The 26,769-nt window shown below is 58.8% G+C and carries 24 protein-coding genes; 14 read left to right on the top strand and 10 right to left on the bottom strand.

The window, feature by feature from the left end:
* The 3 genes from MKZ79_RS12695 to MKZ79_RS12685 form a co-directional block, all read right to left on the bottom strand.
* The gene (locus MKZ79_RS12695; RefSeq protein ID WP_336142678.1) at positions 1-1,110 is read right to left on the bottom strand and encodes an AI-2E family transporter; all 1,110 of its coding nucleotides are present in this window, start codon (positions 1,108-1,110) and stop codon (positions 1-3) included.
* 143 nt (positions 1,111-1,253) lie between these two features.
* Positions 1,254-1,409 carry a Hok/Gef family protein gene (locus MKZ79_RS12690; RefSeq protein WP_336142677.1) on the bottom strand — a complete coding sequence of 52 codons (156 nt, stop codon included), beginning with the start codon at positions 1,407-1,409 and terminating at the stop codon, positions 1,254-1,256.
* A 422-nt stretch (positions 1,410-1,831) separates the two neighbouring features.
* The gene (locus tag MKZ79_RS12685) at positions 1,832-1,987 is read right to left on the bottom strand and encodes a Hok/Gef family protein (RefSeq protein ID WP_336142676.1); all 156 of its coding nucleotides are present in this window, start codon (positions 1,985-1,987) and stop codon (positions 1,832-1,834) included.
* A 649-nt stretch (positions 1,988-2,636) separates the two neighbouring features.
* On the opposite strand from MKZ79_RS12685, the gene MKZ79_RS12680 reads away from it, so the two are divergent.
* The gene (locus MKZ79_RS12680) at positions 2,637-4,016 is read left to right on the top strand and encodes an MFS transporter (RefSeq protein WP_336142675.1); all 1,380 of its coding nucleotides are present in this window, start codon (positions 2,637-2,639) and stop codon (positions 4,014-4,016) included.
* A 15-nt stretch (positions 4,017-4,031) separates the two neighbouring features.
* Positions 4,032-5,291 carry a gallate dioxygenase gene (locus MKZ79_RS12675; protein WP_336142674.1) on the top strand — a complete coding sequence of 420 codons (1,260 nt, stop codon included), beginning with the start codon at positions 4,032-4,034 and terminating at the stop codon, positions 5,289-5,291.
* Here the strand turns inward: MKZ79_RS12675 and MKZ79_RS12670 are convergent.
* Complete coding sequence (locus tag MKZ79_RS12670) at positions 5,264-6,475, bottom strand: LysR substrate-binding domain-containing protein (RefSeq protein WP_336142673.1); 1,212 nt, start codon at positions 6,473-6,475, stop codon at positions 5,264-5,266. The genes MKZ79_RS12675 and MKZ79_RS12670 overlap by 28 nt on opposite strands.
* Before the next feature lie 165 nt (positions 6,476-6,640).
* Between MKZ79_RS12670 and galB the strand changes: the two genes are divergently transcribed.
* From galB to MKZ79_RS12640, 6 genes are all read left to right on the top strand, one after another.
* Complete coding sequence (gene galB, locus MKZ79_RS12665) at positions 6,641-7,378, top strand: 4-oxalmesaconate hydratase (RefSeq protein ID WP_336142672.1); 738 nt, start codon at positions 6,641-6,643, stop codon at positions 7,376-7,378.
* Complete coding sequence (locus MKZ79_RS12660; RefSeq protein WP_336142671.1) at positions 7,375-8,088, top strand: 4-carboxy-4-hydroxy-2-oxoadipate aldolase/oxaloacetate decarboxylase; 714 nt, start codon at positions 7,375-7,377, stop codon at positions 8,086-8,088. Before galB ends, MKZ79_RS12660 begins: the two co-directional genes overlap by 4 nt.
* A gap of 1 nt (position 8,089) precedes the next feature.
* Positions 8,090-9,193 (top strand): 4-oxalomesaconate tautomerase, encoded by a 1,104-nt coding sequence (locus MKZ79_RS12655; protein WP_336142669.1) that lies wholly within the window; start codon positions 8,090-8,092, stop codon positions 9,191-9,193.
* Positions 9,193-10,077, top strand: a complete 885-nt coding sequence (locus MKZ79_RS12650; RefSeq protein ID WP_336142668.1) for an NAD(P)-dependent oxidoreductase — start codon at positions 9,193-9,195, stop codon at positions 10,075-10,077. The genes MKZ79_RS12655 and MKZ79_RS12650 overlap by 1 nt, the downstream gene beginning before the upstream one ends.
* A 112-nt stretch (positions 10,078-10,189) precedes the next feature.
* Positions 10,190-12,193, top strand: a complete 2,004-nt coding sequence (locus MKZ79_RS12645) for an NADPH-dependent 2,4-dienoyl-CoA reductase (protein WP_336142667.1) — start codon at positions 10,190-10,192, stop codon at positions 12,191-12,193.
* Positions 12,194-12,267: 74 nt separating this feature from the next.
* Positions 12,268-12,981: a polyphenol oxidase family protein gene (locus MKZ79_RS12640; protein ID WP_336142665.1), complete on the top strand. Its 714-nt coding sequence runs from the start codon at positions 12,268-12,270 to the stop codon at positions 12,979-12,981.
* Between the two features lie 23 nt (positions 12,982-13,004).
* Here the strand turns inward: MKZ79_RS12640 and rlmG are convergent, their stop codons facing one another.
* Positions 13,005-14,132: a 23S rRNA (guanine(1835)-N(2))-methyltransferase RlmG gene (gene rlmG / locus MKZ79_RS12635; RefSeq protein ID WP_336142664.1), complete on the bottom strand. Its 1,128-nt coding sequence runs from the start codon at positions 14,130-14,132 to the stop codon at positions 13,005-13,007.
* 259 nt (positions 14,133-14,391) lie between these two features.
* Between rlmG and MKZ79_RS12630 the strand changes: the two genes are divergently transcribed.
* Positions 14,392-15,057, top strand: coding sequence for a YoaK family protein (locus MKZ79_RS12630; RefSeq protein WP_336142663.1), 666 nt, complete (start codon positions 14,392-14,394; stop codon positions 15,055-15,057).
* A 13-nt stretch (positions 15,058-15,070) separates the two neighbouring features.
* Positions 15,071-16,333 (top strand): Gfo/Idh/MocA family protein, encoded by a 1,263-nt coding sequence (locus MKZ79_RS12625; RefSeq protein ID WP_336142662.1) that lies wholly within the window; start codon positions 15,071-15,073, stop codon positions 16,331-16,333.
* Between the two features lie 39 nt (positions 16,334-16,372).
* Here the strand turns inward: MKZ79_RS12625 and MKZ79_RS12620 are convergent, their stop codons facing one another.
* A complete protein-coding gene (locus tag MKZ79_RS12620; RefSeq protein WP_336142661.1) occupies positions 16,373-16,882 on the bottom strand; it encodes a thioredoxin family protein in 510 nt (169 codons plus the stop codon).
* Positions 16,883-17,015: 133 nt separating this feature from the next.
* Here MKZ79_RS12620 and MKZ79_RS12615 point away from each other — a divergent pair, with 133 nt between their 5' ends.
* Entirely contained in the window at positions 17,016-17,516 is a 501-nt protein-coding gene (locus MKZ79_RS12615) for a M48 metallopeptidase family protein (protein WP_336142660.1), read from the top strand.
* A gap of 5 nt (positions 17,517-17,521) precedes the next feature.
* On the opposite strand, the gene MKZ79_RS12610 is transcribed toward MKZ79_RS12615, so the two are convergent.
* Complete coding sequence (locus tag MKZ79_RS12610; RefSeq protein WP_336142659.1) at positions 17,522-19,213, bottom strand: chloride channel protein; 1,692 nt, start codon at positions 19,211-19,213, stop codon at positions 17,522-17,524.
* 453 nt (positions 19,214-19,666) lie between these two features.
* On the opposite strand from MKZ79_RS12610, the gene MKZ79_RS12605 reads away from it, so the two are divergent.
* Both MKZ79_RS12605 and sstT read left to right on the top strand, forming a co-directional pair.
* A complete protein-coding gene (locus MKZ79_RS12605) occupies positions 19,667-20,638 on the top strand; it encodes a TerC family protein (protein WP_336142658.1) in 972 nt (323 codons plus the stop codon).
* A 177-nt stretch (positions 20,639-20,815) separates the two neighbouring features.
* On the top strand, positions 20,816-22,054 hold the full coding sequence (gene sstT, locus MKZ79_RS12600; RefSeq protein ID WP_442897148.1) for a serine/threonine transporter SstT: 1,239 nt from the start codon (positions 20,816-20,818) through the stop codon (positions 22,052-22,054).
* A gap of 29 nt (positions 22,055-22,083) precedes the next feature.
* On the opposite strand, the gene MKZ79_RS12595 is transcribed toward sstT, so the two are convergent.
* From MKZ79_RS12595 to uxaC, 3 genes are read right to left on the bottom strand one after another with little or no spacing between them, the layout of a single operon-like run.
* Positions 22,084-23,574, bottom strand: a complete 1,491-nt coding sequence (locus MKZ79_RS12595) for a UxaA family hydrolase (protein WP_336142656.1) — start codon at positions 23,572-23,574, stop codon at positions 22,084-22,086.
* Between the two features lie 10 nt (positions 23,575-23,584).
* Positions 23,585-23,770 carry a hypothetical protein gene (locus MKZ79_RS12590; RefSeq protein ID WP_336142879.1) on the bottom strand — a complete coding sequence of 62 codons (186 nt, stop codon included), beginning with the start codon at positions 23,768-23,770 and terminating at the stop codon, positions 23,585-23,587.
* Between the two features lie 22 nt (positions 23,771-23,792).
* Positions 23,793-25,202 (bottom strand): glucuronate isomerase, encoded by a 1,410-nt coding sequence (gene uxaC, locus MKZ79_RS12585; RefSeq protein ID WP_336142655.1) that lies wholly within the window; start codon positions 25,200-25,202, stop codon positions 23,793-23,795.
* Between the two features lie 524 nt (positions 25,203-25,726).
* Here uxaC and exuR point away from each other — a divergent pair.
* Positions 25,727-26,503, top strand: coding sequence for a transcriptional regulator ExuR (gene exuR / locus MKZ79_RS12580; protein WP_336142654.1), 777 nt, complete (start codon positions 25,727-25,729; stop codon positions 26,501-26,503).
* The last annotated feature ends 266 nt before the right edge of the window (positions 26,504-26,769 follow it).

Genomic DNA, 26,769 nt, shown 5'->3' with positions numbered 1-26,769 from the left:
TCAGCTATTGGGCGGCGTTTCGCCTTCCTCAATAAACTCTTTGTCCAGCTCTTCGCTGTTGCTTTCGTTATCCCGACCGGAAAGCAGGTTCCAGCAGGCGATAAACAGGGCGGCAATCAGCGGCCCGATAACGAAGCCGTTAATCCCGTAGATTTCCATGCCGCCTAACGTGGAAATCAGAATCAGGTAGTCCGGCATTTTAGTGTCCTTGCCGACCAGCAGCGGACGCAGGAAGTTATCCACGAGGCCGACAATTACCACAAAGAAAGCGACCAGGAAGATCCCTTTCCAGATCATGCCGGTAGAGAAAAAGAAGATAGCGGCGGGCACCCAGACGATAGCGGAACCCACGGCCGGCACCAGCGACAGAAAAGCCATCAGTGCGCCCCACAGCAAGCTGGCGTCGATGCCGGTAAACCAGAAAGCCAGGCCGCCCAATGCGCCCTGCACCACTGCGACCACCACGGTGCCTTTTACCGTAGCGCGCGCTACTGCGGCAAACTTCGCCAGCAGATGATGTTTCACGTAGCGTGAAAGCGGCAGTGATTTCAGGATGACGTTAACCAGCCAGGAGCCATCTTTCAACAGGAAGAACAGCAGGTAAAGCATGATGCCGAAGCCCAGCGTAAAGCTCAGGCTGCTCTTACCGATCAGGAAAACGCTGCCGGCCAGATACTGGCTGCCGCGTACCGCAACCTGCGAAAGTTTTTGCTGAATACCGCTCACGGTATTTAGCTGATGGTCGGCCAGATAGTTTTGCGCCCACTGCGGAAAATGGTGCACAACCTCCGTTATCATCGTCGGCAGCGGCGTGCTGTTGCCCTGTATTTTGCTGTAAAGCACGTTGAACTCCACCGCCAGCGAAGAGAGGATCAGCGCCAGCGGCGTTAGCACAATCAGGCAGATGATCGCTACGGTCAGCAGAGAAGCCGCGCCGTTTCTTTCTCCCATCCACTGTCGAATTTTATTTTTCAGCGGATGGAAAATCACGGCCAGAATCGCCGCCCACAGTACGGCCGAGTAGTAAGGACGCAGCACTTCGAAAAAAGCGACGGTAACAATAAGCAGGATCAGGATAAAAAACCCTTTGTTCAGACCGGGAAATCTCATTTTATTCTCTCTGAAACAACAATTTGCTAACGCAGCATAGAAGGCCTTGCCGCTTTTGCAATATTGCAGCAAAGATAACCGGAAAGGGTGCTCGTGGATCATGCCGCAACAGGCGGCGAGAAGAATCCCGCCGCCGGGTTGCCTTACCGTCCGGATTCGTAAGCCAGGCTGGCGACAACCTCCGTTCCTCCCTGTCTGATATGCAGTTCACACAGCGAGCCGCGCGTTATCCATGTAAAAATCAGTACCGATACACAGATAATGATCAGGCTCAAAAAGAGTAACTTCGCTGTCTTCATTGGCTTCCTTCTCCGTTGCTTTCCAGCGGGTAAAAGGCTACCTTTATGTTGCTAGGCATAAGGGTTGGCCTCACTTTGATTGATTCAGGTGGGGCCTTTCTCTTTCTGTCCCGGCTGCCCGGAACCGAAAGATCCAGAGCACCCGTCAGGCAGTTTACGCTTTCCTCTTTTTCATCCCACCAGCAAAACGCAGAGTTGCGTAGCGGCTTCCCGACTGATGTAACGAGGCCGTCTGAGTTGCAGAAAGGCTGCCAGCGCGATCGTAAAAAATCACCGTTACTGTGCGACTGAACCTGCGATAAAACCGCAGCTGACGAAAATCGTTCGGATCTGAAAAGAGGTAAAGCCTGCGGGAAACAAAAAAGGGTGCTCGTGGATCATGCCGCAACAGGCGGCGAGACGAATCCCGCCGCCGGGTTGCCCTACCGTCCGGATTCGTAAGCCAGGCTGGCGACAACCTCCGTTCCTCCCTGTCTGATATGCAGTTCACACAGCGAGCCGCGCGTTATCCATGTAAAAATCAGTACCGATACACAGATAATGAGCAGGCTCAAAAAGAGTAACTTCGCTGTCTTCATTGGCTTCCTTCTCCGTTGCTTTCCAGCGGGTAAAAGGCTACCTTTATGTTGTATGGCATAAGGGTTGGCCTCACTTTGATTGATTCGGGTGGGGCCTTTCTCTTTCTGTCCCTTGCCATGCCCGGGACCGAAAGATCCAGAGCACCCGTCAGGCAGTTTACGCTTTTCCCCTTTTCATCCCATCAGCAAAACGCAGAGTTGCGTAGCGGCTTCAGGATAGCTGCAACAACCCGAGCGGCCGTTAAATAAAATGTTAACTCTCTCCAAAAATCAGCTCAGGTAGCTGCAACAGGACGACCTCTGACCTGCGATCTCGTGGAATAACTTGATTAATAAGTGGACCTTTCGCATTTACCGCTTAGCGAAAATCGCTTTTGGTTATTTCCTCGCTATCGCAGAAGACGACACGCCTCACACTATAAATAAAACGCATGCCTCTATAACCATTTTATGGCAGACAAACAGCATCCGTCCGCCTAACCTGGTATAGCTAATTCGCAGCAGTGAAATACCAATTCTTTGTTTCAGATAAAAAAATATAAGAAAACTTACCTCAAATAGTTTTTTAAATGCCTGCTGTTAATGCCGAAAGGGAAACAACCGATTTTCTTCCCTATCGGCATTGATAAAAAAAACAGAGAGCGTACCCATGAGCGATCGCGATATTGTCGATGTAAAGGCGTGGATTGATTCCCGCGCCATCTCTTCAAAGCAGTGGCTGATTCTGGCGCTGTGTTTCATCATTATCTTTTTTGACGGTTACGATGCCGCGGTAATGGGATTTATTGCGCCAGCGCTGATTGAAAACTGGAATATTACCCGAACCGGCATGGGCCCGATTCTCGGCGCAGCGATGTTTGGCGTAGCGCTTGGCGCGCTAATCGCTGGCCCGTGGTCGGACAGATATGGCCGAAAGAAGATCCTGCTGCTGGCTATCCTCTGCTTCGCCTGTTTCAGCCTCGCCAGCGCTTTCGCCCGCTCGCCCTTTGAAATGGCATTGCTGCGCTTTTTGACCGGTCTGGGCCTGGGCGCCGTAATGCCGAACTGCGTAACGCTGCTGGCGGAATATATGCCCGAACGCCGCCGCAGCCTGGCGATCGCCGTGATGTATGGCGGCTTTAATATCGGTTCCGGAATGAGCGGTTTTATCGCCGCCGCCCTGCTGCCCTATTTTGGCTGGCGCTCGACGCTGGTATTCGGCGGCGCTGTACCGCTGCTGATGCTGCCTCTCCTGATCTTTATGCTGCCGGAATCCGCCATGTATATGGTAGTAAACAGCGTCAGCCGTGAAAAAATAGCTGCGACGCTGAACCGGCTTGGCGGGACTTTTACCTCCGCCACCGCTTTTGTGCTGGCCGCGCCGGTGGTGCCCAAAAAAGCTCGCGTGCTGCAGCTCTTTTCCGGCGGCTATGCGCGCGGCACGCTAATCCTCTGGCTTACCTATTTTATGGGCCTGTTCGTGATCTATTTACTGAACGGCTGGCTGCCGACCATTATGCGCTCAAACGGCGTATCGCTGGAACGCGCCGCCGTCGTCGCCGGCCTTTTTCAGCTTGGCGGCGCGCTGGGCGGATTGCTGGTCGGCGCGCTGATGGATCGTCTGCAGGCTAAATATGTTATCGCCCTGTTCTATCTGGTGGGCAGCTTCTGCCTGCTGTCGCAGGGGATCTGGGGCTTTGGCCCGCTGGCGCTCGCGGTGCTGGTGTTTATCAGCGGCCTCTGCATCAACGGCGCGCAGAACGGCCTGCAGGCTTTTTCTCCGGTATTTTATCCCACGGAAATGCGGGCAACCGGCGTCTGCTGGATGCACGGCATCGGCCGCAGCGGCGCTATTCTCAGTTCTTCGCTGGGCGGCGTGCTGTTAGGCGTTTTCCCGGGCCAGACCACGATTTTCATTATTTTATCGCTACCCGCTTTGTTAGCTGCGCTCTCCATTGTGCAACATAAAAACGTCCGGGCTTCCCGGCAGATAAAAGGCGCCGGGCTGAACGATTTACCAGCTCTGTCGCGTACCCTGAATAACCGATAAGTGAAGAGGTCTGAAATGGCGAAAATTATTGGCGGACTGGCCGTCTCGCACACGCCTACCATCGGCTTTGCGGTCGATCACCATAAACAGCAGGAAGCGGCCTGGGCGCCCATTTTCGAAGGATTTGCGCCGATGCAGCGCTGGCTGGAAGAGAAAAAGCCCGATGTGCTGCTCTACGTTTTTAACGATCACGTGACGTCGTTCTTTTTCGATCACTATTCCGCCTTCACGCTGGGTATCGACAGCAGCTATGCGGTCGCCGATGAAGGCGGCGGCCCGCGCGATCTGCCGCCCGTGCAGGGCCATGCAGCGCTTTCACAGCATATCGGCGCCAGCCTGATGGCGGACGAATTCGATATGTCTTTTTTTCAGGATAAGCCGCTGGATCACGGTCTGTTTTCACCGCTATCAGCGCTGCTGCCTTATGAAAACGGCTGGCCGGTGCAGGTGGTGCCGCTCCAGGTTGGCGTTTTACAGTTCCCAATCCCCAGCGCAAGACGCTGCTATAAATTAGGCCAGGCGCTGCGTCGCGCGATTGAAAGTTATCCGGAAGATCTCAACGTTGCCATCGTGGCGACGGGCGGCGTTTCGCATCAGGTACATGGCGAACGCTGCGGGTTTAACAATCCCGAATGGGACGCGCAGTTCGTCGATATGCTGGTCAACGATCCGCAGCGCCTGACCGAAATTACCCTGGCGGAATACGCCACGCTTGGCGGCCTGGAAGGCGCGGAAGTGATTATGTGGCTGATTATGCGCGGCGCGCTGTCGGCGCGGGTGGAGAAGCTGCATCAGGCTTACTATCTGCCTTCCATGACCGGCATCGCCACGCTGATTCTGGAAAATCAGTCCAGGGAAGCGCCCGCCGAAGTTCACCAGCGCCAGCGCGACAAAATCAACCTTCAGCTCAGCGGCGTCGAGAAGCTGCCGGGCACCTATCCCTTTACCCAGGCACGCAGCCAGAAGGCGCTGCGGATTAACCGCTTTTTGCACAGGATGATTCAACCTGCCTGGCGCGAGCGCTTTAAGCAGACGCCGCAGGCGCTGTATGAAGAAGCGGCGCTGAGCGAAGAAGAGCGGCGGCTGCTTAACGAACTGGACTGGCGCGGCATGATCCATTATGGCGTCAGCTTTTTCCTGCTGGAGAAGCTGGGCGCGGTGGTGGGCGTATCCAATCTGCATATCTACTCGGCGATGCGCGGCCTGTCGCTGGAAGAGTTTCAGAAAACGCGCAATCAGCAGGTGCTCTACTCCGTCGCGGGTAAATCCGCCTGACTGGCATCCGGCTGGCAAACCTCACGCAGAAAGCCGATCAGCGCTTCCGCTGCAGGCGAATGCAGGCAACCGGTGCGATAGCTCAGGCCGATGGCGCGACGAGTATCCGGCAGGGTCGCCAGCGCAATCAGCTCTCCCGCAGCCAGCTCTACTTCCAGCTGATGCGCCGAAACGGCGGTCAGCATATCGGAATCGCGCAGCAGGCCGCGGATCAGCGCCAAATCGCCGCTTTCCACCACGGCATCGGGCGCCGGGATGCCCATGGCGTGGAAGCAGCTGTCGAGCAGACGACGAGCGGGCGTGGCGGAGCGCGGCAGCACCCAGCGAGCCGTGCGCAACCTCTGCCAGTCAAACGATTGCCGGGTCAGCGGATGATCGCGACGCGCCACCAGCACCATTTCCTCCGCAAACAGCGTTTCGCTGCTGATATCTTTATGCGCCTCGCTGTCGCGCAGTGCGCCAAAGATAAAATCGATATCGCCCGAGCGCATCTCTGCGCTCAATATCTCCCAGGCGCTTTCGCTGGTCACCACGCTGACACCAGGATAGCGCGTCGTTAGCCTGACGATAGCCTGAGGCAGCAGGCGCGTTCTGCCCAGCGGCAGCGCGCCGATCCTGACCGATCCCTGTAAGATCCCTTTTCTTGCCGCAAGATCGGCGGGAATATGACGCAGTTCGTTTAGCGCGCGTCGGATCGCCGGTTCTATTTCCCTGCCGGCCAGCGACGGCGCCATGCCATGCGGCGACCTTTCCAGCAGTACCGTCTGCGCGCCGTTTTCCAACACTTTTAGCGCGGCGCTGACGGCGGGCTGGCTCAGCCCCAGCTGCGTCGCCACCGACTGCATATGCCGCGTCTGACAGAGCGTAACGAAAATCTGTAAACGACGAACGTTGAATAGCCACAGCGGCTCTGCTTCACCACGCCCGCTTTTTCCCGCCAGCCTGGCCAGCAGCTGTGGAATAAGCCGTAGCTCCGCCATCGCCCTTTCCGCGCGCGGCAGCATGCATTTTCCGGCGTCGGTCAGCCGCATTCCGCCCGCGTGACGCTCAAAAAGCGGCGCGGCCAGCGTCTCTTCCAGATCGTGGATTGCTCGCGTGATAGCTGACTGCGTGCGGAATAACTCATCTGCCGCCTTAGAGACGCTGCCGTGCGCTACTACCTGACAAAACGCTCTGATTTGCATCAGATTTATGCCTTCGTGCCGCTCCGCTTTTCGCGTCATTTATCGCCTCTGGCCCGCTGTGATTTAACCGGCAATATAAATAAAACGCATAGCGGCTGCAATGAAATGAATTATCGCCGACGCATGCGGAGTGCCAGCATAAGAAAAACGCAAAGGAGCCTGAACATGACTGACACTTCGACAAAAACCGCGCTGGTGGTCAGCGCCCATTCTGCTGATTTCGTCTGGCGCGCCGGCGGCGCGATTGCGCTGCATCAGCAGCAGGGTTACCGCGTGCATGTGGTCTGCCTCTCTTTTGGCGAACGCGGCGAATCGGCCAAACTCTGGCGCAAAGGCGAAATGACCGAAGAGAAGGTGAAACAGGCCCGACGCTCGGAAGCGCAGGCCGCCGCTGACATCCTGGGGGCAAGCATTGAGTTTTTTGACCTGGGCGATTATCCGCTGCGCGCCGATAAAGAGACGCTGTTTCGCCTGGCCGACGTATACCGCCGCGTGCAGCCGCATTTCGTGCTGACTCACTCACTGCACGATCCCTACAACTACGATCACCCGATGGCGACAAACCTGGCGCAGGAAGCACGCATTATTGCCCAGGCGGAAGGCTACCGTCCCGGCGAGAAAATCGTCGCCGCGCCGCCGGTCTACTGCTTTGAACCGCATCAGCCGGAACAGTGCGGCTGGAAGCCGGACGTGCTGCTGGATATCACCAGCGTCTGGGATAAAAAGTACGCGGCTATCCAGTGCATGGCGGGCCAGGAGCATTTGTGGGAATACTACACGCGCGTGGCTCAGCAGCGAGGCGTGCAGGCTAAGCGCAATGTCGGCATCACGGCGGCCCGCGATATTCTTTACGGCGAAGGCTACCAGAGCATCTTCCCGCGCGTAACGGAGGATCTGGCATGAAGAGTCTCGGACAAAAAGGCGTGGTCGTGCGCGCAATCCAGCGGGCCGACAAAAAGGATATCGCCTCGCTGGCCGCTTCGGGCGTGGCGACGGTGCATGAAGCGCAGGGTCGCAAAGGGCTGCTCGATCCCGCTATCCGGCCCATCCAGCAGAATAAAAGCCTGGCGGGCAGCGCGGTAACGGTGCTGCTGGCGCCGGGCGATAACTGGATGTTTCATGTCGCCGTCGAACAGTGTCGGCCAGGCGATATGCTGGTGGCCGTGCCAACTTCGCCCTGCGTTGACGGCTTCTTCGGCGATCTGCTGGCGACCTCTTTACAGGCGCGCGGCGTCGTTGGGCTGATTGCCGATCATGGCGTGCGCGATTCACGAACGCTGCGTGAGATGGGTTTCGGCGTCTGGTCGCGGGCCGTTTACGCTCAGGGCACGGTAAAAGAGACGCTCGGCTCGGTTAACGTGCCGGTAATCTGCGCCGGCCAGCTGATTATGCCAGGCGATACGATCGTTGCCGACGATGATGGCGTCGTCGTCGTGGCTCGCGCCGATACCGCGCGCATCGCAGAAAAAGCGCGCCAGCGGGAAGAGCTGGAGGAAAGCAAGCGCGCGCGGATGGCGGCGGGCGAGCTGGGTCTGGATATTTATCAAATGCGCGCGCGCCTGGCGGAAAAAGGACTGCGCTATGTAGAAACCCTCGACGATCTGGAGGAGTGACATGCGCCAGCGCCGAATCCCCTGTTTACTGATGCGCGGCGGCACCTCTAAAGCCGCCTGCTTTCTGGCGGAAGATCTGCCGCAGGAAAAAGATCTCCGCGATCGCGTGCTGCTGGCGGTGATGGGATCGCCGGACAGGCGGCAGATCGATGGGCTGGGCGGCGGCGATCCGCTAACCAGCAAGGTGGCGATTCTTCGCCGCTCGGCGCGCGCCGATGCCGATGTCGACTACCTCTTCGCCCAGGTTAACGTCGATCGCGCCAGCGTGGATTACGGGCAAAACTGCGGCAATATCCTGGCGGCGGTCGGGCCGTTTGCCCTTGAGCGCGGCCTGGTCGGGGCCAGCAAACCGGTTACCGAAGTGCGCATCTTTATGGAAAATACCGGGCAGTTGGCAACGGCCAGGCTGAACACGCCGCACGGCGAGATCGACTATGACGGCGAGCTGAAAATTGATGGCGTACCCGGCTCGGCGGCGGAAGTGGTGCTGAACTTCAGCGATATCGCCGGTTCGAGCTGCGGTTCGCTGCTGCCGACCGGCAACGTCCGCGACGTTTTCAATGGCACCGAAGCGACCTGTATCGACAACGGGATGCCGGTAGTGCTGCTGCGCGCGGCGGATCTGGGCCGCAGCGGCTATGAAAGTCCCGAACAGCTGGATAGCGACGAGGAGTTGAAAGCGCGTCTTGAGGCCATCCGCCTGGAGGCCGGGCCGCGGATGAATCTGGGCGACGTCAGCCAGCGCACCGTACCGAAAATGACGCTGCTGGCCGCACCGCGCGCGGGCGGCGCAATCAGCAGCCGGACTTTTATTCCGCACCGCTGTCACGCCACCATCGGCGTGCTGGGCGCGGTCAGCGTAGCCAGCGCCTGTCTGCTGCCGGGCAGCGTGGCGGACGGGCTGGCAAGCGTCGGCGATGAACGCAATCAGCGGCTCAGCGTTGAGCATCCTGGCGGCGAATTTAGCGTGCTGCTTCAGCGCGATAAACGCCATCAGCTTTCCGGCGCGGGCTTGCTGCGGACGGCCAGGCTGATTTTCGCTGGCGAAGTACAAATCCCCGGCCATATCTGGCCCGTTTCGTCCACGCAACAGGAGGCAACCTGATGACGACCGTGACTTTTATCGGTTTTGGCGAGGCGGGCGCAATCCTCGCTGCCGGTCTGGCACAGCGGGCTGAGGTCACCATCTGGGATCGCAAGCTGACGCAGCCGGAAACACGCCGGGAAACAGAGCGCGAAGCCGCCGCCTGCGGCGTTCGCGTCGCCCGTTCAATGAGCGAGGCGCTGCAGGACGCCCGCCTGATTTTTTCTGCGGTCACCGCTGCAGAATCACTGAACGTGGCGATGGCCGCAGCGACAGATCTGCGCGACGGCCAGACGTTTCTCGATCTCAACTCCGTCTCTCCGGCAACCAAGCTGGCCGCCGCTGAGCTAATCGAGGCCGCTGGCGCAGCCTATATCGATGTGGCGGTGATGGCGCCTGTGCCGCCGAAAGGTTTGCGCACGCCGCTGCTGATAGGCGGCCCAACGGCGGAAAGCGTGGATGTCGAACTCCAGTCGCTGGGGCTGAACAGCCGCTACCGCAGCCGTGAAGTGGGCGAAGCTTCGGCTATCAAGATGTGCCGCAGCGTGATGATCAAAGGGCTGGAAGCGCTGACCACCGAGTGCCTGGGCGCTGCCCGCGCCTATGGCGTAGAGCAGGCGGTGCTGGAGTCGCTGCACGCCAGCTTTCCGTCGCTGGGCTGGGATGGCGAACTGCCGGACTATCTGATTAGCCGGGTTGCGGAACATGGCCAGCGGCGAGCGGAAGAGATGCGCGAAGTTGTGCAGACATTAAAGGACGCCAATATCGCGCCGACGATGAGCGAAGGCATTGTCAGCACGCAGCAGGGCCTGGCCGACGCGCTCAGCCAGCATGGGCTGCGTTATGCGCAATTGATGCCGTTTAGCTGGCGGCAGACGCTGGATCGACTTCGCGCGCCGCGCTGACGCCGCTTTTTACAATTTGTCTGGCGCGCGTCACATTTTTATCCGCGCCGCTTTCAGATTGTTTACGTCGCCGCTACATTGAACTCATCCGACCACTTTAGCGACCGTCATCATGAGCCTTTCCCTGTTTTCACCTCTGGATTTGGGTTTCACGCAGCTGAAAAACCGTGTGTTGATGGGATCGATGCATACCGGTCTGGAAGAGCATCCTGACGGCGCGCGCCGCCTTGCAGCCTTTTACGCCGAGCGTGCGGCAGCGGATGTGGCGCTTATCGTCACCGGCGGCATCGCGCCTTCGCCGGAAGGCGTAGTCATGGCGGGCGCTTCCGTGCTGAATCATACCGATCAGCTACCGCATCATCGCGTTATCACGGAAGCCGTCCATCAGGCTGGCGGAAAAATCGCGCTGCAAATTCTGCATGCCGGACGCTACAGCTATCAGCCCGGCCTGGTAGCGCCTTCTGCACTTCAGTCGCCCATTACGCCTTTTAAACCTCACGAACTGACTCACGAGGCTATTCTGCGGCTGATTGCGGATTTTGCGCGCTGCGCCGCGCTGGCGCAGGAAGCGGGCTACGACGGCGTAGAGATTATGGGCTCGGAAGGCTATCTGATTAACCAGTTTCTGGTCGCCAGAACCAACCAGCGTCAGGATGACTGGGGCGGTGACGAGCAGCGGCGCATGCGCTTCGCGCTGGAGATCGTGCGCGCGGTTCGTCAGGCGGTAGGCACGAACTTTATTATTATTTATCGCCTGTCTATGCTCGATCTGGTGGAACAGGGCAATACGCTGCCGCAAACAATACGCCTGGCGAAAGCGATTGAGCAGGCGGGCGCGACGCTGATCAATACCGGCATCGGCTGGCACGAGGCCCGTATTCCCACTATCGCCACTTCTGTACCGCGCGGCGCTTTCGGCTGGGTGACCCAACAGCTGAAGCAAGAGCTTACCGTGCCGCTGATTGCCACCAACCGCATCAACCATCCCGACGTGGCGCAGGCGCTGCTGGACGAAGGCTGCGCCGATATGGTGTCGATGGCGCGCCCTTTCCTCGCCGACGCGGCCTTTGTACGCAAGGCGCAGCAGGGCCGCAGCGACGAGATCAATACCTGCATCGGCTGTAACCAGGCCTGCCTTGACCAGATATTCGCCGGCAGGCTGACCTCCTGCCTGGTCAATCCGCGCGCCTGCCACGAGACTGAAATGGTCATCACGCCTGCGGCAAATCCGCAGCATCTGGCCGTCGTCGGCGCCGGGCCAGCCGGACTGGCTTTCGCCGTTAACGCCGCCAGCCGCGGACATCGCGTGACGCTGTTCGACCAGGCTGCCGACATTGGCGGCCAGTTCAACATTGCACGACAAATCCCCGGCAAAGAGGAGTTCAGCGAAACGCTGCGCTACTACCGGCGTCAGCTGGTGCTGAATGGCGTAACGCTGCGGCTGAATCAGGCGGTCACGGCGGCCGATCTGGCGGGCTTCGATCGGGTGATCCTGGCGACCGGCGTGCTGCCGCGAACGCCTGAAATACCGGGCATCGATCACCCCAGCGTACTGAGCTATCTGGAAGTGCTGCGCGATAAAAAACCGGTGGGCAAGCGGGTAGCGATTATCGGCGCGGGCGGCATAGGTTTCGATACGGCGGAGTTCCTGAGCCAGCAAGGCGAGGCCGCCAGCCAGGATATTATGGCTTTCTGCCGCGAATGGGGCATCGACCAGACGCTGCGTCAGCTTGGCGGCCTGATCGCGGCGGCGCCGCCGCCGTCGGCGCGGGAAATCTGGCTGCTTCAGCGCAAGCCCGGTAAACCCGGCGCCGCTCTTGGCAAAACCACCGGCTGGATCCATCGCGCCAGCCTGCAAATGCGCGGCGTCGCCATGTGGGGCGACGTGGAATATCAGCGGATTGACGACAGCGGCCTGCATATTCTGCACCAGGGCGAGCCGGTATTGCTGGCGGTGGATAACGTGGTGATCTGCGCCGGCCAGCAATCCGACCGGCGGCTGGCGGAAGCGCTGGGCGATCGCCCTGTACATATTATCGGCGGCGCGGATCGCGCGCTGGAGCTGGACGCCAGACTCGCTATCGCGCAGGGCACGCGGCTGGCGTTAAGCCTCTAGCGATGGCCTGGCAACAACGACCGTCGCCAGGCTAAGCTGACAGGGTTATCGACAATCGCTGAAAAGGTCGCCCGATGCCGCACGTTTACCGCTCCGCCCTGCTCTCTTCCTTCGACTGGCTCGATCACGCTTTTCAGCCCGCTGGCGAACCGCCGCCGCCGGAAAGCGTGATGAATCGTCAGCGCCATACCGCCAGCGTATTGCTGGACAGCGAAGCGCTTCCCGTTAAAAGCCGCGAGGCCGATGGCCTGATTGGCACAGGTTCGCATCCCGTCGCCGTCTACACTGCGGACTGCCTGCCGGTGCTGCTCGCCGACGTGCGGCAAAAACAGGTCGCCGTCGTTCATGCCGGACTGAACGGCGCATTAAAAGGCGTGTTGATTAACGCTATTCGTCAGCTTTGCCAGCGCGGCGCGACGCCGGAAAGTCTGCATATCGCTATCGGCCCAGCTATAGGGCCATGCTGTTATGAGCTGGGCAAAGACAGGATTGAGGCGATGCATCAGGAAGATCCGCATCAGCTAAGTTCGCTGCTGGCCTGGTCGGCGCAGCAAAGCCGCAACCCGCAGGCGATCAGGGCGCAGGCTGTTGGCACCACGCAGGGCGTCTGGTTCGATTTGCCGCTGCTGGCTAAGCGGATGGCGATGCGGGAAGGCGTACCGGAAGCGCAGATCGAGCTGAGTCAGATCTGCACCTACTGCATGGCGGAAGAGCAGGCCAGCTATCGCCGCAACGGCCATTTCCAGCTCGGCTATCAGCAGCGCTACTCGTGGATCAGGCGGCGATAATCCAGCGCCGCCTTGACTAAAAGCTAGCGCAGCTTCACCGAGCGCAAAATAACAAACTTCTGGTTCGAAGCCACGGTAGTGCAGTTGCCGAACAGCTTCTTCATTTTGCGATAGTAATCAAGATGACGATTGCCGACGATGCGCAGCTCGCCGCCATACTGCAGGCAGCGGCGCGCGTCGCGGAACATCTGCCAGGCGATATGATCGGTCAGCGTGTTCTGCTGGTGGAACGGCGGATTGCAGAGCACCGCGTGCAGACGATCGGAAGGGAAACCGGCCAGCGAGTTGTTTACCGCGAAGTGGCTGCGCGCCAAATCCTGCGGGCGGTTGACCTCCACATTCATTCGGCTGCTGGCGACCGCCATCCAGGATTCATCCACGAAATGGACTTCCGCCGTTGGATTCTGCTCCAGCGCCAGCAGGCCGATGATACCGTTGCCGCAGCCCAGGTCGACGATTTCGCCGTCGATATTGTCCGGCAGATGCGCCATAAAGAAGCGCGCGCCGACGTCCAGGCCGCTGCGGGCAAAGACGTTGGCGTGGTTATGGATCTGATAGTCGGTGCCGTCCAGCGTCCAGCTATAGGTTTCCGGGCCTTCGGCCAGCTCCGGCAGGGTCGGCGTGCAGTAGATCAGACGCGCTTTCTTCACCGCCAGCGAGGTAGTGGTTTCGCCCAGCACGCGCTCGAACAGCTGGAGCGTCGAGGTATGAATATCCTTTGCTTTGCCCGCGGCGATAACCTGCGTGTCCGGCGTTACCACGCTGCGCAGCGCGCGCAGCTGCTGCTCCAGCAGCGCCAGGGTTTTAGGGATTTTGATCAGCACGCGTGCCGGGCTGGCGGGCAGCGCGGCCAGGCTGTCCAGAAAATGCACGTCGCCTTCGTCCATGCCGTTCGCCAGCAGATTCTGCCGCGTCGCCTGCTGGCTGATCCAGGAGTCGCTGATGCTGAACAGCTCTTCGCCCACCAGCGCGCAGGCCAGCGCGCCGAAGGTATCGTTGAAAATCAGCGTCGCGCCGTTGGCGGGCGTATCGGCGACCTGCTTCAGCAGGTATTCATCGGCGGCGTCCCACGCCTGTAACGGGCTTTCGTCACGCATCTGGGGAAAACGGTGCAGCGTCAGCGTGCGGTGGCTCAGTTCGAATTGGCTCATGGGATCTCCGGCTGGATAAAAATTCCCGCGAGTTATCCCTTAAAACGCGCCGACAGTAAACGTTTTTCTTGCTTCAACGCGGTTTGCCGGCGTAAATAATCGACTTTTTTTTCTATTCCTTTATCGACTGAAATTTCTGATTTTTTCGCCCGGCCCGCCGCGCGCCCGCCGCCGCTTCGCTCGCGCCCGCTGCGATCCTCTCCTATATATTTGATTATACGAATATAGCCGGAGCGCAGCGTGGCTGCGTCGCTTACCTATGACCCATGCCAGGCCGTTTCGCTTTGAGTCCACCACGCCGTTCATCTGGCTGCTGATTGCCGCTGCAGGTATGACCGATGCCCTGCTCTATCTGCACAGCAAAGAGATGCTGGCGGTCTATATGACCGGCAACAGCTCCAAAATGGCGCAGTTCTTTCAGCAGGGCAATCTGGCGAAAGCGCTGCCGCTGCTGACCATCGTTATCGCCTTTATCGCCGGCACCACGCTGGCGGCCTGGCTGGGCAACAAAGCCCGATCCTGGCGCGCGCCGCGCCTGCTGCTGCTGGTGGCCGCGCTGCTGGCGCTGGCCTGCCCTTTTGTCGGCGAGAAATTCACGCTGGGCGCCGTACTGCTTATCAGCGCCGCGATGGGCGCGCTGAATCAGGTGCGCAGCAGCGAAGCGGGCGTGACTTTTATTACCGGTACGCTGGTCAGGCTGGGCCGCGTGCTGGCCGCCGGAGAGCTGCGCAGCGCCGCCAACTACGCGCTGCGCTGGCTGGTGTGGATTATCGCCGCCTTTATCGGCGCGCTGCTCGACAGCCGCTTCGCCCAATATTCGCTGCTGGCGGTGGTGCTCTGGTGCCTGGCGCTGGCGGCCGTCGTCACGACTAATCACTTTATGCTGACGCGCAGGCTGAAACAGCGCGCGGTCCGGCAATCATAAACAGGAGAGACGCATGACTAAATCCCAGCGCGATTACGCCCCTTCCGGGCCGGGAACGAAGAGCGGCCCAACGCTGCCGGCGGCAGGCAAAGCGCTTGCGCCCAACGCTATCGACACAGGGGAAGTGAAAGAGCAGGCGGTGGTATTCGAAAACTGGAAAGGAGCTGCCGACCGGCCGGAACCGCAGCCCGCCGCGCCGCTGCCGCCGGATGAGCGTTTAGGCATTGCTATCGTCGGACTGGGACGTCTTTCGCTCAATCAGATCCTGCCCGCGCTGAACGAAAGTCAGTTTGCGCGCGCCGTGGCGCTGGTTTCTGACCGGCCCGAGAAAGCGCTGGCGGTCGCAAAGCAGTACGGCATCGATCCTGACGCCATCTATCGCTACGACGAGATGCAGAAGATGGCCGACAACCCGAAGATTCAGGCGGTCTACGTGGTGACGCCGAACGGCCTGCATCGCGATCACGTCGTCGCGGCGGCGAAAGCGGGCAAGCATGTGCTGTGCGAGAAGCCGATGGCGAATACGCCGGACGAAGCGCGCGAGATGATCGCCGCCTGCGAACAGGCTAAGGTCAGGCTGATGATCGCCTATCGCTGCCAGCACGAGCTGTTTAACGTTGAGGCGGCGCGCCTGACGCAAAGCGGCGAGCTGGGCAAGCCGCGCGTGATCGAGGCTATCACCAGCCAGGTGCAGGGGCCAGGCGATCAGTGGCGAATGCGGGCGGCGCTGGCGGGCGGCGGCGTGCTGCCCGATATCGGACTTTACTGTCTGAACGGCGTGCGCACTATGCTGGCGGAAGAGCCGGTCGAGGTTTACGCGCAGATTATCAACCCCAGCAATGACGAGCGCTTCAGCGAAGTGGAAGAGACGATCGCCTTTACGCTGCGCTTCCCTTCCGGCGCTATCGCCAACTGCTTCAGCAGCTACGGCACGCATGAAGCGAAAGATATGCGCATCCGCCTGGAGAAAGGCTGGATCGCGCTGGACAACGCTTTCGCCTATGAGGGACAGCGCCTGCAGATTGCGCAACGCAACGGCCAGTCCGAACAGGTCAACGAGCTGAGGCTGTCGCCGAAAAATCAGTTTACGCTGGAGATCGATCATTTCGCGCAGTGCGTGCTGCACGACAAAACGCCTTACTCGCCGGGCGAAGAAGGCTTACAGGATCATATTCTGATGGCGGCGATCTATCGCTCCGCGCGGGAAAATATGCCGGTGAAATTGACTCACGATTCGCCGCATCCGCCGCTGAAGATCGCCGATCGCCAGGGGTAAAGCGTCGCCTGCGGCGGCTTCTCCGTCCGCAGGCCGTTTTCAGCCTGCCTCGTGTCGGCCGATAATGGCGAGAATATCTTCGATCGCCTCGTTCAGCAGCCTGCCTTCGCGGTAGGCCTGTAGCTCCGCTTCGCCGCCGTTAACCACCTTCTCCGGCCGCTCGACAAAAGTCCCGATCGGCTCAAATTTCGCGTTCAGCACCAGGGTAAAAGGAATGCGTACTTTATCCAGCGCCAGCGCAGGCAGCAGCGTGCGCTCCGCCCGACTTTTGCTGATAATCGCCTGCGAGACGTTCGGCTGCAGTTCGCTGATAAACTGCATGGCGGTGACGTTGCGCTGGCAGTCGGGACACCACAGCTCGGCGGCGGTCAGCAAATAGTAAGTGCCGCGCACCTGCCCGATCCGCTCTTTCAGCTCGCTGGCGACAAACTCTTCCGAAGCCAGCTTCGCGCGCGCTTCCTTAACGGCCGCGATTTCACCGGCAAGGCCGGTTCGGGCGAACGTCTCAAAGCTTGCGCCCGCGCTGAACAGCTCTCTGTAATCAATCATGGTGGCTCCAGGTCATTCGTGAAACCGACAGTATGCGAAAAGGCGTAGAGGCTTGCAACGCGGTTAAAGCGTCGCGTCGGGCGGCGCGCGCGTGGTAAAATCGCCGCCTGCTATTCAAATCCAGGAAGCGCCCGTGTCTTTACTCTATCTACAAGGTTATCCGGAATCGCTGCTGACTCAGGTTCAGCAGCTGATCGACCAGCAGCGGCTGGGTGAAGTGCTGCAAAAGCGCTACCCCGACACGCATTCGATTACCAGCGACAAGGCGCTGTATGACTATGCGCTGACGCTGAAAAACCAGGCTCTGCGCAACGCGCCGCCGCTGAACAAGGTCATTTACGACAGTAAAATCAAAGTGATGAAGGATGCGCTGGGGCTACATACCGCGATTTCCCGCGTGCAGGGCGGCAAGCTAAAGGCGAAGGCGGAGATCCGCGTGGCGACCATTTTTAAACAGGCGCCGGAGGCTTTTCTGCGCATGATCGTGGTGCATGAGCTGGCGCATATCAAAGAGAAAGATCACAACAAGGCGTTCTATCAGCTCTGTTGCCATATGGAGCCGCAGTACCACCAGCTGGAGTTCGATACGCGCCTGTGGCTGACCGAACAGGCGCTACGCGGCAGGGCGAGCTAACCCGCCTATAAAAAATCCTTCGCTTTCTGAATCAGGCTGGTTTTGGTCAGCGCGCCCAAAAACTTACGCTCGACGGGATTGTTCAGCACCGGCAGGCGCTCCAGCGTTACGCGGGCAAAAGCTTCCCAGCCTTCCGTAATGGTCTGCTTTTCAAAAACATAGGGAAAGGATTCGTCCGTCACGCAGCTGACCGGCGAGCTGAGCGTGATCTCTTTATCCAGCACCTTGCGTGAAATATCGTGAATCGACGCCGCGCCCAGAAACTGCCCGCTTTCGTTGATCACATAAACAAAGCGTTCGCGCTTCAGCGAGCTGACCGCCAGCGCCTTGCCGACGGAATCGTGCGGCTGCAGCGCCGCGCCGGAGACGATAAACTGCGAGATAATGCCGTTATCGAAGTCGAACTTGGCGTCGGAGCGGCTGAAGTGGTTTTTAATGACCGGATAGGTACTGCTGGAATGCAGCTGATAAACCACCATAAAAGCCAGCGCGCAGGCGATCATGGTGGGAAACAGCAGGCTGCTGTTCAGCGTCATTTCCAGCACCATCAGCATCGCCATCAGCGGCGCCTGACTGACCGCAGCGAGCACCGCGCCCATACCGATTACGGCGAAAATCACCGCGTTGTCGACCGGCATTCCGGCCAGCGCCGCCACGCTGGCGACCACCACGCCCAGCAGCGCGCCGGTCAGCAGCGAAGGCGTAAACAGGCCGCCAACGGCGTTGGAGCCGACGGAAATCGCCGTGGCGAGCATCTTCAGCAGCAGCAGAATAATCAGCCCTTTCAGCATAAAATCGCCGGCCATAATCTCTACTATCACTTCGTAGCCGTTGCCTAACACGCTGGTGCTGCCGACGGCCAGCGCGCCAACCAGCAGGCCGCCCAGCCCCAGCCGCAGCGGCAGGCTTTTGACGCGGGCGAAGCGCCTGCGGCTCTGCGCGATCAGCCAAATCAGCATCCAGCCGATCAGGCCAGCCAGCAGGCCGATCAGCACCGTCAGCGCGATACTGGTTGGCGTCAGCGCAAACTGCGCCTGGGAAAAGAGATAGATCGCCGAACGGTAGCCCAGCGCCGACATGGTCAGCACCGCCACGCCAGCCGAGATAATCAGCGGGATCAGACGCTGCAGCGCGGAAATGCCGAAGGCGATCTCCGCGACGAAAATCGCCGAAGCAAGCGGCGCGTGATAAACGGAAGAGAGTCCGGCCGCAGCGGCCATCGCCACCACGTCGCTGTTTTTCAACGGCAGTTTTTTAAAGCAGAAACGTCCCATCAGGCTGCCTGCCAGCGCCGAGAGCTGCACCATCGGCCCTTCCTTACCGATAGAGGCGCCGCTGCCGATGCTGGCGATGGAAGAGAGCGCGCGAAACAGCGAGGTTTTGGTCGGCACCGCGTCCAGACGAGCGTTGATAACCTCCAGATAATCGGTACGCACCGTCGCTTTCTGCTCAAGCGCGGTGGCGTAACGCAGGAAAAATCCGGCAATCAGGCCGCCGACGCCCACAATCAGCGGCCACGTGTACCAGGGCCAGACGTGGATAGCCTGGGTCACATCCTGGCGGCTGCTGAACAGCAGCAGATTGATCTGCTCAATCAGCAGCCGGAAGCCCAGCGTGACCAGTGAAGCCACCAGCCCCACCGGAACAGCGACCAGCAGGCTGGTCCAGTTAAGTGCGTGTTTACTGCTCGTGGACATCAATTTTTCTGACCTCGCCGCCGTTGTGATGCTCCTATCGTGAGAGAGGATGCGTTAAAAATCAAATGCTCGCATTCGCCCTCTTCCGGAAATATCACGCCTGTTGATTGAGAAACAGCATAATGACTTTGCAGGTTATCGGACGCGATTTAAGGCGGTTCCGTCTTTAAATCAGCCTGGTTTTTTCAGCCTGCGGGCGGTTTGCAATGTAAATATTGCTAAATATTTCTGTGGAAGATTGACCGCTTTCGCCGCACTGACTATCTTCACTGCTGCAAAGGGGAGTAACTTCTTCGTCGGTTAATCGTCATTACGGTGCGCAAGCACCCGGTTGCCGGGCAGTCAGCATCCTGACTGTAAGTGAGACCTTGCCGGAAGGCGAGGTTTGCTCACAGAAAAATATGTGGCTGGCGTCTTCTGACGTTAGCCCTATTTTTTTGACAGGATAAAGTTATGAACACTGTAGGCACGCCTTTACTCTGGGGCAGCTTCGCTGTCGTAGTGCTGATTATGCTGGCCATCGATCTGCTGCTGCAGGGAAAGCGCGGCGCGCAGACCATGTCGATGAAGCAGGCCGCGTTCTGGTCGCTGGTCTGGATTAGTCTCTCGCTGCTGTTCGCCGCCGGTTTATGGTGGTATCTGAAAGAAACCGTCGGCCCGCAAATCGCTCATACCCAGGCGCTGGCGTTTCTCACCGGTTACGTGCTGGAAAAAGCGCTGGCCGTGGATAACGTTTTCGTCTGGCTAATGCTGTTCAGCTACTTCTCCGTTCCGGCCGCGCTTCAGCGCCGCGTACTGATCTACGGCGTGCTCGGCGCCATCGTACTACGCACCATCATGATTTTCGCCGGTAGCTGGCTGGTTTCCGAGTTTAGCTGGATCCTCTATCTGTTCGGCGCGTTTCTGCTGTTTACCGGCGTCAAGATGGCGATGGCTGGCAGCGAGGACGAAGGCGCGGTCGGCGATAAACCCGTGGTGCGCTGGCTGCGCGGCCACCTGCGCATGACCGATAATCTGGAAGGCGAAAAGTTCTTTGTGCGCCGCAACGGCCTGCTCTACGCCACGCCGCTGCTGCTGGTGTTGATTATGGTCGAACTGAGCGACGTGATTTTCGCCGTGGACAGCATCCCGGCCATTTTCGCCGTCACCACCGATCCCTTTATCGTGCTGACCTCTAACCTGTTCGCCATTCTGGGCCTGCGCGCGATGTACTTCCTGCTGGCCAACGTGGCGGAACGCTTCTCGATGCTGAAATATGGCCTGGCCATCGTGTTGGTGTTTATCGGCGTTAAAATGCTGATCGTCGACTTCTACCATATTCCGGTCGCCGTTTCGCTGAGCGTGGTAGGCGGTATCCTGGCGACAACGCTGTTAATCAATGCCTGGGTTAACCGTCGTAACGATCGCCTGGCACTACGGAAATAATTTTTACCTCTCTGTAACACCCAGCCTGGCGGCGAAACCTTGATTTGCCGCCAGGTCAATTTTCGCTTCCCCTGCTATCACATTTCCTTATACTGCCTGCGCAAACACACCGATGCCGACCTTGCAGCGCGTATGACGCCAGGGCGCATTCCATCACTTTCACAGCTGGTTTTTTATATGAGTATCGAAAAGAGTCGTTCCGGGCCGCTGCAGCGTTTGCTGCAGGCGAGCCTGGTTACCCAGATCATGATCGGTCTGGTCGCTGGCCTGGCGCTGGCCTGGTTTTCCAAAGAGAGCGCGCTTTCCGTCAGCCTGCTCGGCACGCTGTTCGTTAGCGCGCTGAAGGCCGTCGCGCCACTGCTGGTCATGGTGCTGGTGATCGCCTCTATCGCCAACCACAAGCAGGGCCAGAAATCCAATATTCGCCCTATTATCATGCTCTACCTGCTGAGCACCTTTTTTGCCGCCGTGCTGGCGGTGGCGTTCAGCCATCTGCTGCCGCAAACGCTGACCCTGACCACCGCCAATAACGAGATCACGCCGCCTTCCGGCATTCTGGCAGTGCTGAACGGCCTGCTAATGAGCATGGTGTCTAATCCGATCGACGCGCTGCTGCACGCCAACTATATCGGTATTCTGGTATGGGCGATTGGCCTGGGTCTGGCCTTCCGCCACAGCAGCGAGACGACGCGCGCTTTTCTGAACGATGCCTCCGACGCCGTGACTTATCTGGTGCGCATTGTGATCCGCTTCGCGCCGATCGGCATTTTCGGCCTGGTTTCCTCCATTCTGGCCTCAACCGGCTTTTCCGCGCTGTGGCAGTACGCGCATCTGCTTGGCCTGCTGCTGGGCTGTATGCTGGTGATGGCGCTGGTGGTCAATCCGATCCTGGTGTACTGGAAAATCCGTCGCAATCCTTATCCGCTGGTCTTTACCTGCCTGCGCGAAAGCGGCGTTACGGCCTTCTTTACCCGCAGCTCGGCGGCCAATATTCCGGTGAATATGGCGCTGGCGAAGAAGCTGAACCTGGATGAGGATACCTACTCCGTCTCGATCCCGATCGGCGCCAATATCAGTATGGCGGGCGCTTCCATTACCATCACCGTGCTGACGCTGGCGGCGGTCAACACGCTGGGCATCCATGTGGATATCGGCACCGCGATCCTGCTCAGCCTGGTCGCCTCCATCTGCGCCTGCGGCGCTTCCGGCGTGGCAGGCGGTTCGCTGCTGCTGATCCCGGTAGCCTGCAATATGTTCGGCATCCCGAACGATATGGCGATGCAGGTGGTCGCCGTAGGCTTTATTATCGGCGTGCTGCAGGATTCCGCCGAAACGGCGCTGAACTCCTCCGCTGATATTCTGTTTACCGCGGCGGCCTGCATGGCCGAAGAGCGCCGCGTCGAGCAGCAGGTCTGATTCTGTCCGCCACGGCGCCGTGGCGGAACCTACAGCGTTACCCCGCTTTTAAAAATCGCCAGCTCGCGAAAATCATTCTGTTCGTTGCGGGTCTGGCGACCGCTGGCGATCGCCGCCAGCAGATCGAGAAACTGCGCCAGCAGCGTTTCCATTTCCACTCCCTTCAGCAGCGCGCCCGCATCAAAATCGATCCAGTGCGGCTTTTTCGTCGCCAGCTCGCTGTTGGTCGCCAGCTTCACCGTCGGCACAAAGCCGCCATAAGGCGTGCCGCGTCCCGTGCTGAACAGCACCATTTGACAGCCCGCGCCGGCCAGCGCGCTGGTGGCCACCGCATCATTTCCCGGCGCGCTCAGCAGATTAAGCCCCGGTCGCCGCAGGCGTTCGCCATATTTCAGCACGTCGACCACCTGACTTCGCCCGGCTTTTTGCGTGCAGCCCAGCGATTTCTCCTCCAGCGTGGAGATGCCGCCTTCTTTATTGCCGGGAGAAGGATTTTCATAAATGGGCTGGTTATGGGCCAGGAAATAGTGTTTGAAGTCGTTGATCATGCTGACCGTTTTATGGAACGTTGCCTCGTCGCGACAGCGATTCATCAGGATGCGCTCGGCGCCGAACATCTCCGGCACTTCGGTCAGCACCGTCGTGCCGCCGCGAGCAGTAAGCCAGTCGGAGAAGCATCCCAGCAGCGGATTCGCCGTTATACCGGAAAGCCCGTCCGATCCGCCGCACTCCAGGCCGAATTTCAGCTCGCTCAGGCGGCCCGCTTCACGGCAATCGCCGCGCATAGCCTTATAGAGCCGCCGCAGCTGGATTAAGCAGGCTTCGACTTCATCGTCGTGCTGCTGCAACGCCACAAAGCCGACGCGTTCGGCGTCAAACTCGCCCAGCGTCGCTTTGAACTGCTCGATCTGATTGTTCTCGCAGCCCAGGCCGATCACCAGCACGGCGCCGGCGTTGGGATGACGCGCCATATTTTGCAGCATGGTGCGGGTATTCTCATGGTCTTCTCCCAGCTGCGAACAGCCGAAAGGATGGGTAAAGAGCTGCACGCCGTCTGTGTCCATCGCGCCGCTGCACTCCTGTAAAAAGCGCCGCTGAACCTGCCGCGCGATGCCGTTGACGCAGCCTACCGTAGGCAGAAGCCAGAGCTCATTGCGTATCGCGACCTCGCCGTTGCGGCGGCGGTAAATAGCGATCTCGCGATCGTCATCGCCCGCCGGCAGGCTGATAAAGCCCGGACGATAGCTATATTCATCCAGCGCGCTCAGGTTGGTGCGGATGTTGTGGTGATGAACAAACTCGCCGGCGGCCACGGGCCGCACAGTATGGCCGATGGGCAAACCATATTTCACGACCTGCGCGGCGGCGGCCAGCGGCAGCAGGGCGAACTTATGCCCGCGCCTGATGGCCTGCTTTAGCGACAGAAGCTCTCCGTCCACCTTCAACACTTCGCCAGCGGCCAGATCCTCAAGCGCTACCGCCACGTTATCGGCAGGATGAATTTTGATCCAGCGCTGCATGACTTGCTCCTTACTCTGTCCAGGCCAGCGCCGCGCGTATGCCTTCGACGATGCGCTGCAGATGCTCCGCTACGTCAGCGGTCAGCAGATCGATTTGCCACTCCAGAAAGGCCCGCCAAAAGTTGCCGTCGCCGAACGGGATAATGTGGTCAGGGTGAGATCGGCCCGGAAAGCGGCTGCGAGTTAAGCTGAGCATAGAAACGCCCTGTCTGCGCGAGCTAAAGCTCAATGCCGAAATAGTCGCGGGCGTTGTTGAAGCAAATATTTTGCACCATCTGTCCCAGGTGGTTGATATCTGCCGGCGCCTGGCCCGCCTCGACCCAGCCGCCGATCATGTCGCACAGCAGCCGGCGAAAATAGTCGTGCCGCGTATAGGAAAGAAAACTACGGCTGTCGGTTAACATGCCGACGAAGCGGCTCAGCAGCCCCATCTGCGCCAGCTGGGTCAGCTGCCGCGTCATGCCGTCGAGCTGATCGTTGAACCACCAGGCGGAGCCGAACTGCATCTTGCCCGGCTGCCCTTCGCCCTGAAAATTCCCCGCCATCGTGGCGATAGTTTCGTTATCACGCGGATTCAGGCAGTAGAGAATGGTTTTCGGCAGGGCATGATTGCGATGCTGGGCGTCCAGCAGGCGCGCCAGCGGCACGGCGAACGGGCTGTCGTTGATCGAGTCGAAACCTACGTCCGGCCCCAGCCGCGCAAACTGCAGGCTGCTGGCGTTGCGTAACGCGCCGATATGATACTGCTGCGCCCAGCCGCGTTTGGCGTACTGCGACGCCAGCCAGACCAGCACCGCCGTTCTGAACTGTGCGATCTCATGGCCGCTCGGCGCGATCCCGCCAAGACGCCGCGCCAGAATACCGTCCAGCGTCGCCTCGTCGGCTTCGGCATAGATCACCACGTCCAGCGCGTGATCGGAAATCCTGCAGCCGTGCGCTTCAAAATGATCGAGACGACGTGAAAGCGCGCGGCAAAGATCGTCGAAGCGCACGATATCAATATCGGCCGCCGCCGACAGTTTTTGCAGATAGTCGTTAAAACCCGCGGCTTCGATATTAAACGCCTTGTCCGGCCGCCAGCTTGGCAAAACTTTGATAGTGAAGGTGTTATCTTCCGCCAGCCGACGATGGTGGCGCAGATCGTCAATGGGATCGTCAGTGGTGCCCGCCATATGAACTTTCATCTGCTGCATGATGCCGCGAGCGCGAAACGCCTCCTGCGCCAGCAGCTCGTTGCCCCTTTCCCATATTTCCCTGGCCGTTGCCGGAGAGAGCAGCCTGTCCGTTATGCCGAAAGGACGGCGAAGCTCCAGATGCGTCCAGTGGTAGAGCGGATTGCCAATGGTGTCCGGTACGGTTTTCGCCCAGGCCTGGAATTTCTCTTCGTCGCTGGCGTCGCCGGTGATCAGCGCTTCAGGCACGCCATTGGCCCGCATCGCACGCCACTTATAATGGTCGCCCTTCAGCCAGATATCGTAAAGATTGGCGAAGCGATAGTTGTCCGCGATTTGCTGCGGCGGCAAGTGGCAGTGGTAATCGAAAATTGGCTGTTCGGCGGCGAAATCGTGATAAAGCCGACGCGCAAATTCGCCGGTCAGCAAAAAATCTTCACCCATAAATTTTGACATAACACCTCCCTGTAGCGCTCCGGCTAGTCGATAAAGTTATCATACCAATATACGCCGCTGTCGCTGACGGTATGTTAAACAGTTCACAAAAAGACCAGGAGCGGTGAATTACGGGCGCAGTAAATCGCTATCTAAAATTAATTATTTGATATTTATAAGTAAAAATAGCCGCCAGGGCGATAAATGTTGTTTTGTGATGGTTCTCACCTTTCCAACCTGTATGACAAGTTAAGGTTATGCCGTTCAGGCGCGCCGCTGAACATTTTTTATGCGGGTGCTCTACCGGCAAGCCGTCCCGCTCCCGTCAGAGAGGTCGCAACGCACAGGAAGCTTGCGGCTGAGAAAACGAGCAGGAGAACTTCATTTAATGCGAAAAAGATCTGGACGCTGTTAAGCAATCAACCTGACGCCGCGCCAACTCCTTCGCGCCAACGCGCCAACGCGCTCTGACGCCCTGAAGATCGTTTCTTCAGCAGGCTAAAAGTGGTATAACAAATCTCCTTTTATGCTGCAGGAGAAAGATCATGGGGATGACAGAGTCCCGACGTCTTTACCAACAGCTCGCCGCAGAGTATAAGCGCCGTCTGGAAAAAGGCGCTTATGCCGTCGGCGACAAATTGCCCGCTGAACGTCTTATCGCAGAAGAGATGGGCGTCAGTCGGACGGTGGTACGCGAAGCGATAATCATGCTGGAAGTGGAGGGCTACGTCGAAGTTCGTAAAGGCTCCGGCATTCATGTGATATCGCAACGGCAGCAAAACGCGGTCATTCCCGACGCGCAGCTTGAATTCGCCAGCTTTGGCCCGTTTGAACTGCTTCAGGCTCGCCAGCTGATCGAGAGCAATATCGCGGAGTTTGCCGCGACTCAGGTCACCCGCCAGGATATTTTGCAGCTGATGGATATTCAACAGCAGGCCAGAAAAGAAGATCGCTTTCGTAATTCCGAATGGGATCTTCGCTTCCACGTGCAGATAGCCCGGGCGACGCAAAACGGCGCGCTGGCTGCGATAGTAGAAAAAATGTGGCTGCACCGCCTGTATAATCCCTACTGGCTGAAACTGCATGAACATATTGACGACAGCGCAATTGAAAGCTGGTGCGACGACCATGAACGTATCCTTGCCGCCCTGATAAGAAAGGATGCCGCCGCCAGCAAACTGGCTATGTGGCAGCATATTGAGCACACGCGCGAGATGCTGTTCGCCGCCACCTCGGACGACTTCGATTCCGCCATCGATCGCTATATGTTTACGGAAAATCCCGTTATCGCCCTCGATTTCCCCTCAAACCAGAATAATTAGCATTTTGTTCCGCCAAAGGCGGCGAGATCCGCCTTAGTAAAGCGTAATTATGTCAGGCTATGTAAAACTGCTTTTCTCCCGAATGTCGCGCCTGTACAACATGCTGGAAACCCCTTTTTTTCATTTGGCAGGCAGGCGGTTGGTTAAAATTAGCGGTTTTTTGCACCTTTAGCCCAGGATAACAATCGCATGCCTTGTTTTTAGAATTATTAAAAATCATCCGTGTTAAGAGGCCGTTCAGCACGCATACTTATCATCATCAAAAT

Origin of the sequence: Erwinia sp. CGal63, assembly GCF_037026505.1 — a bacterium.
GTDB lineage: Bacteria > Pseudomonadota > Gammaproteobacteria > Enterobacterales > Enterobacteriaceae > Erwinia.
The sequence above is the reverse complement of the archived record's forward strand: the minus strand, read 5'-3'. Positions and strand labels throughout refer to the sequence as shown.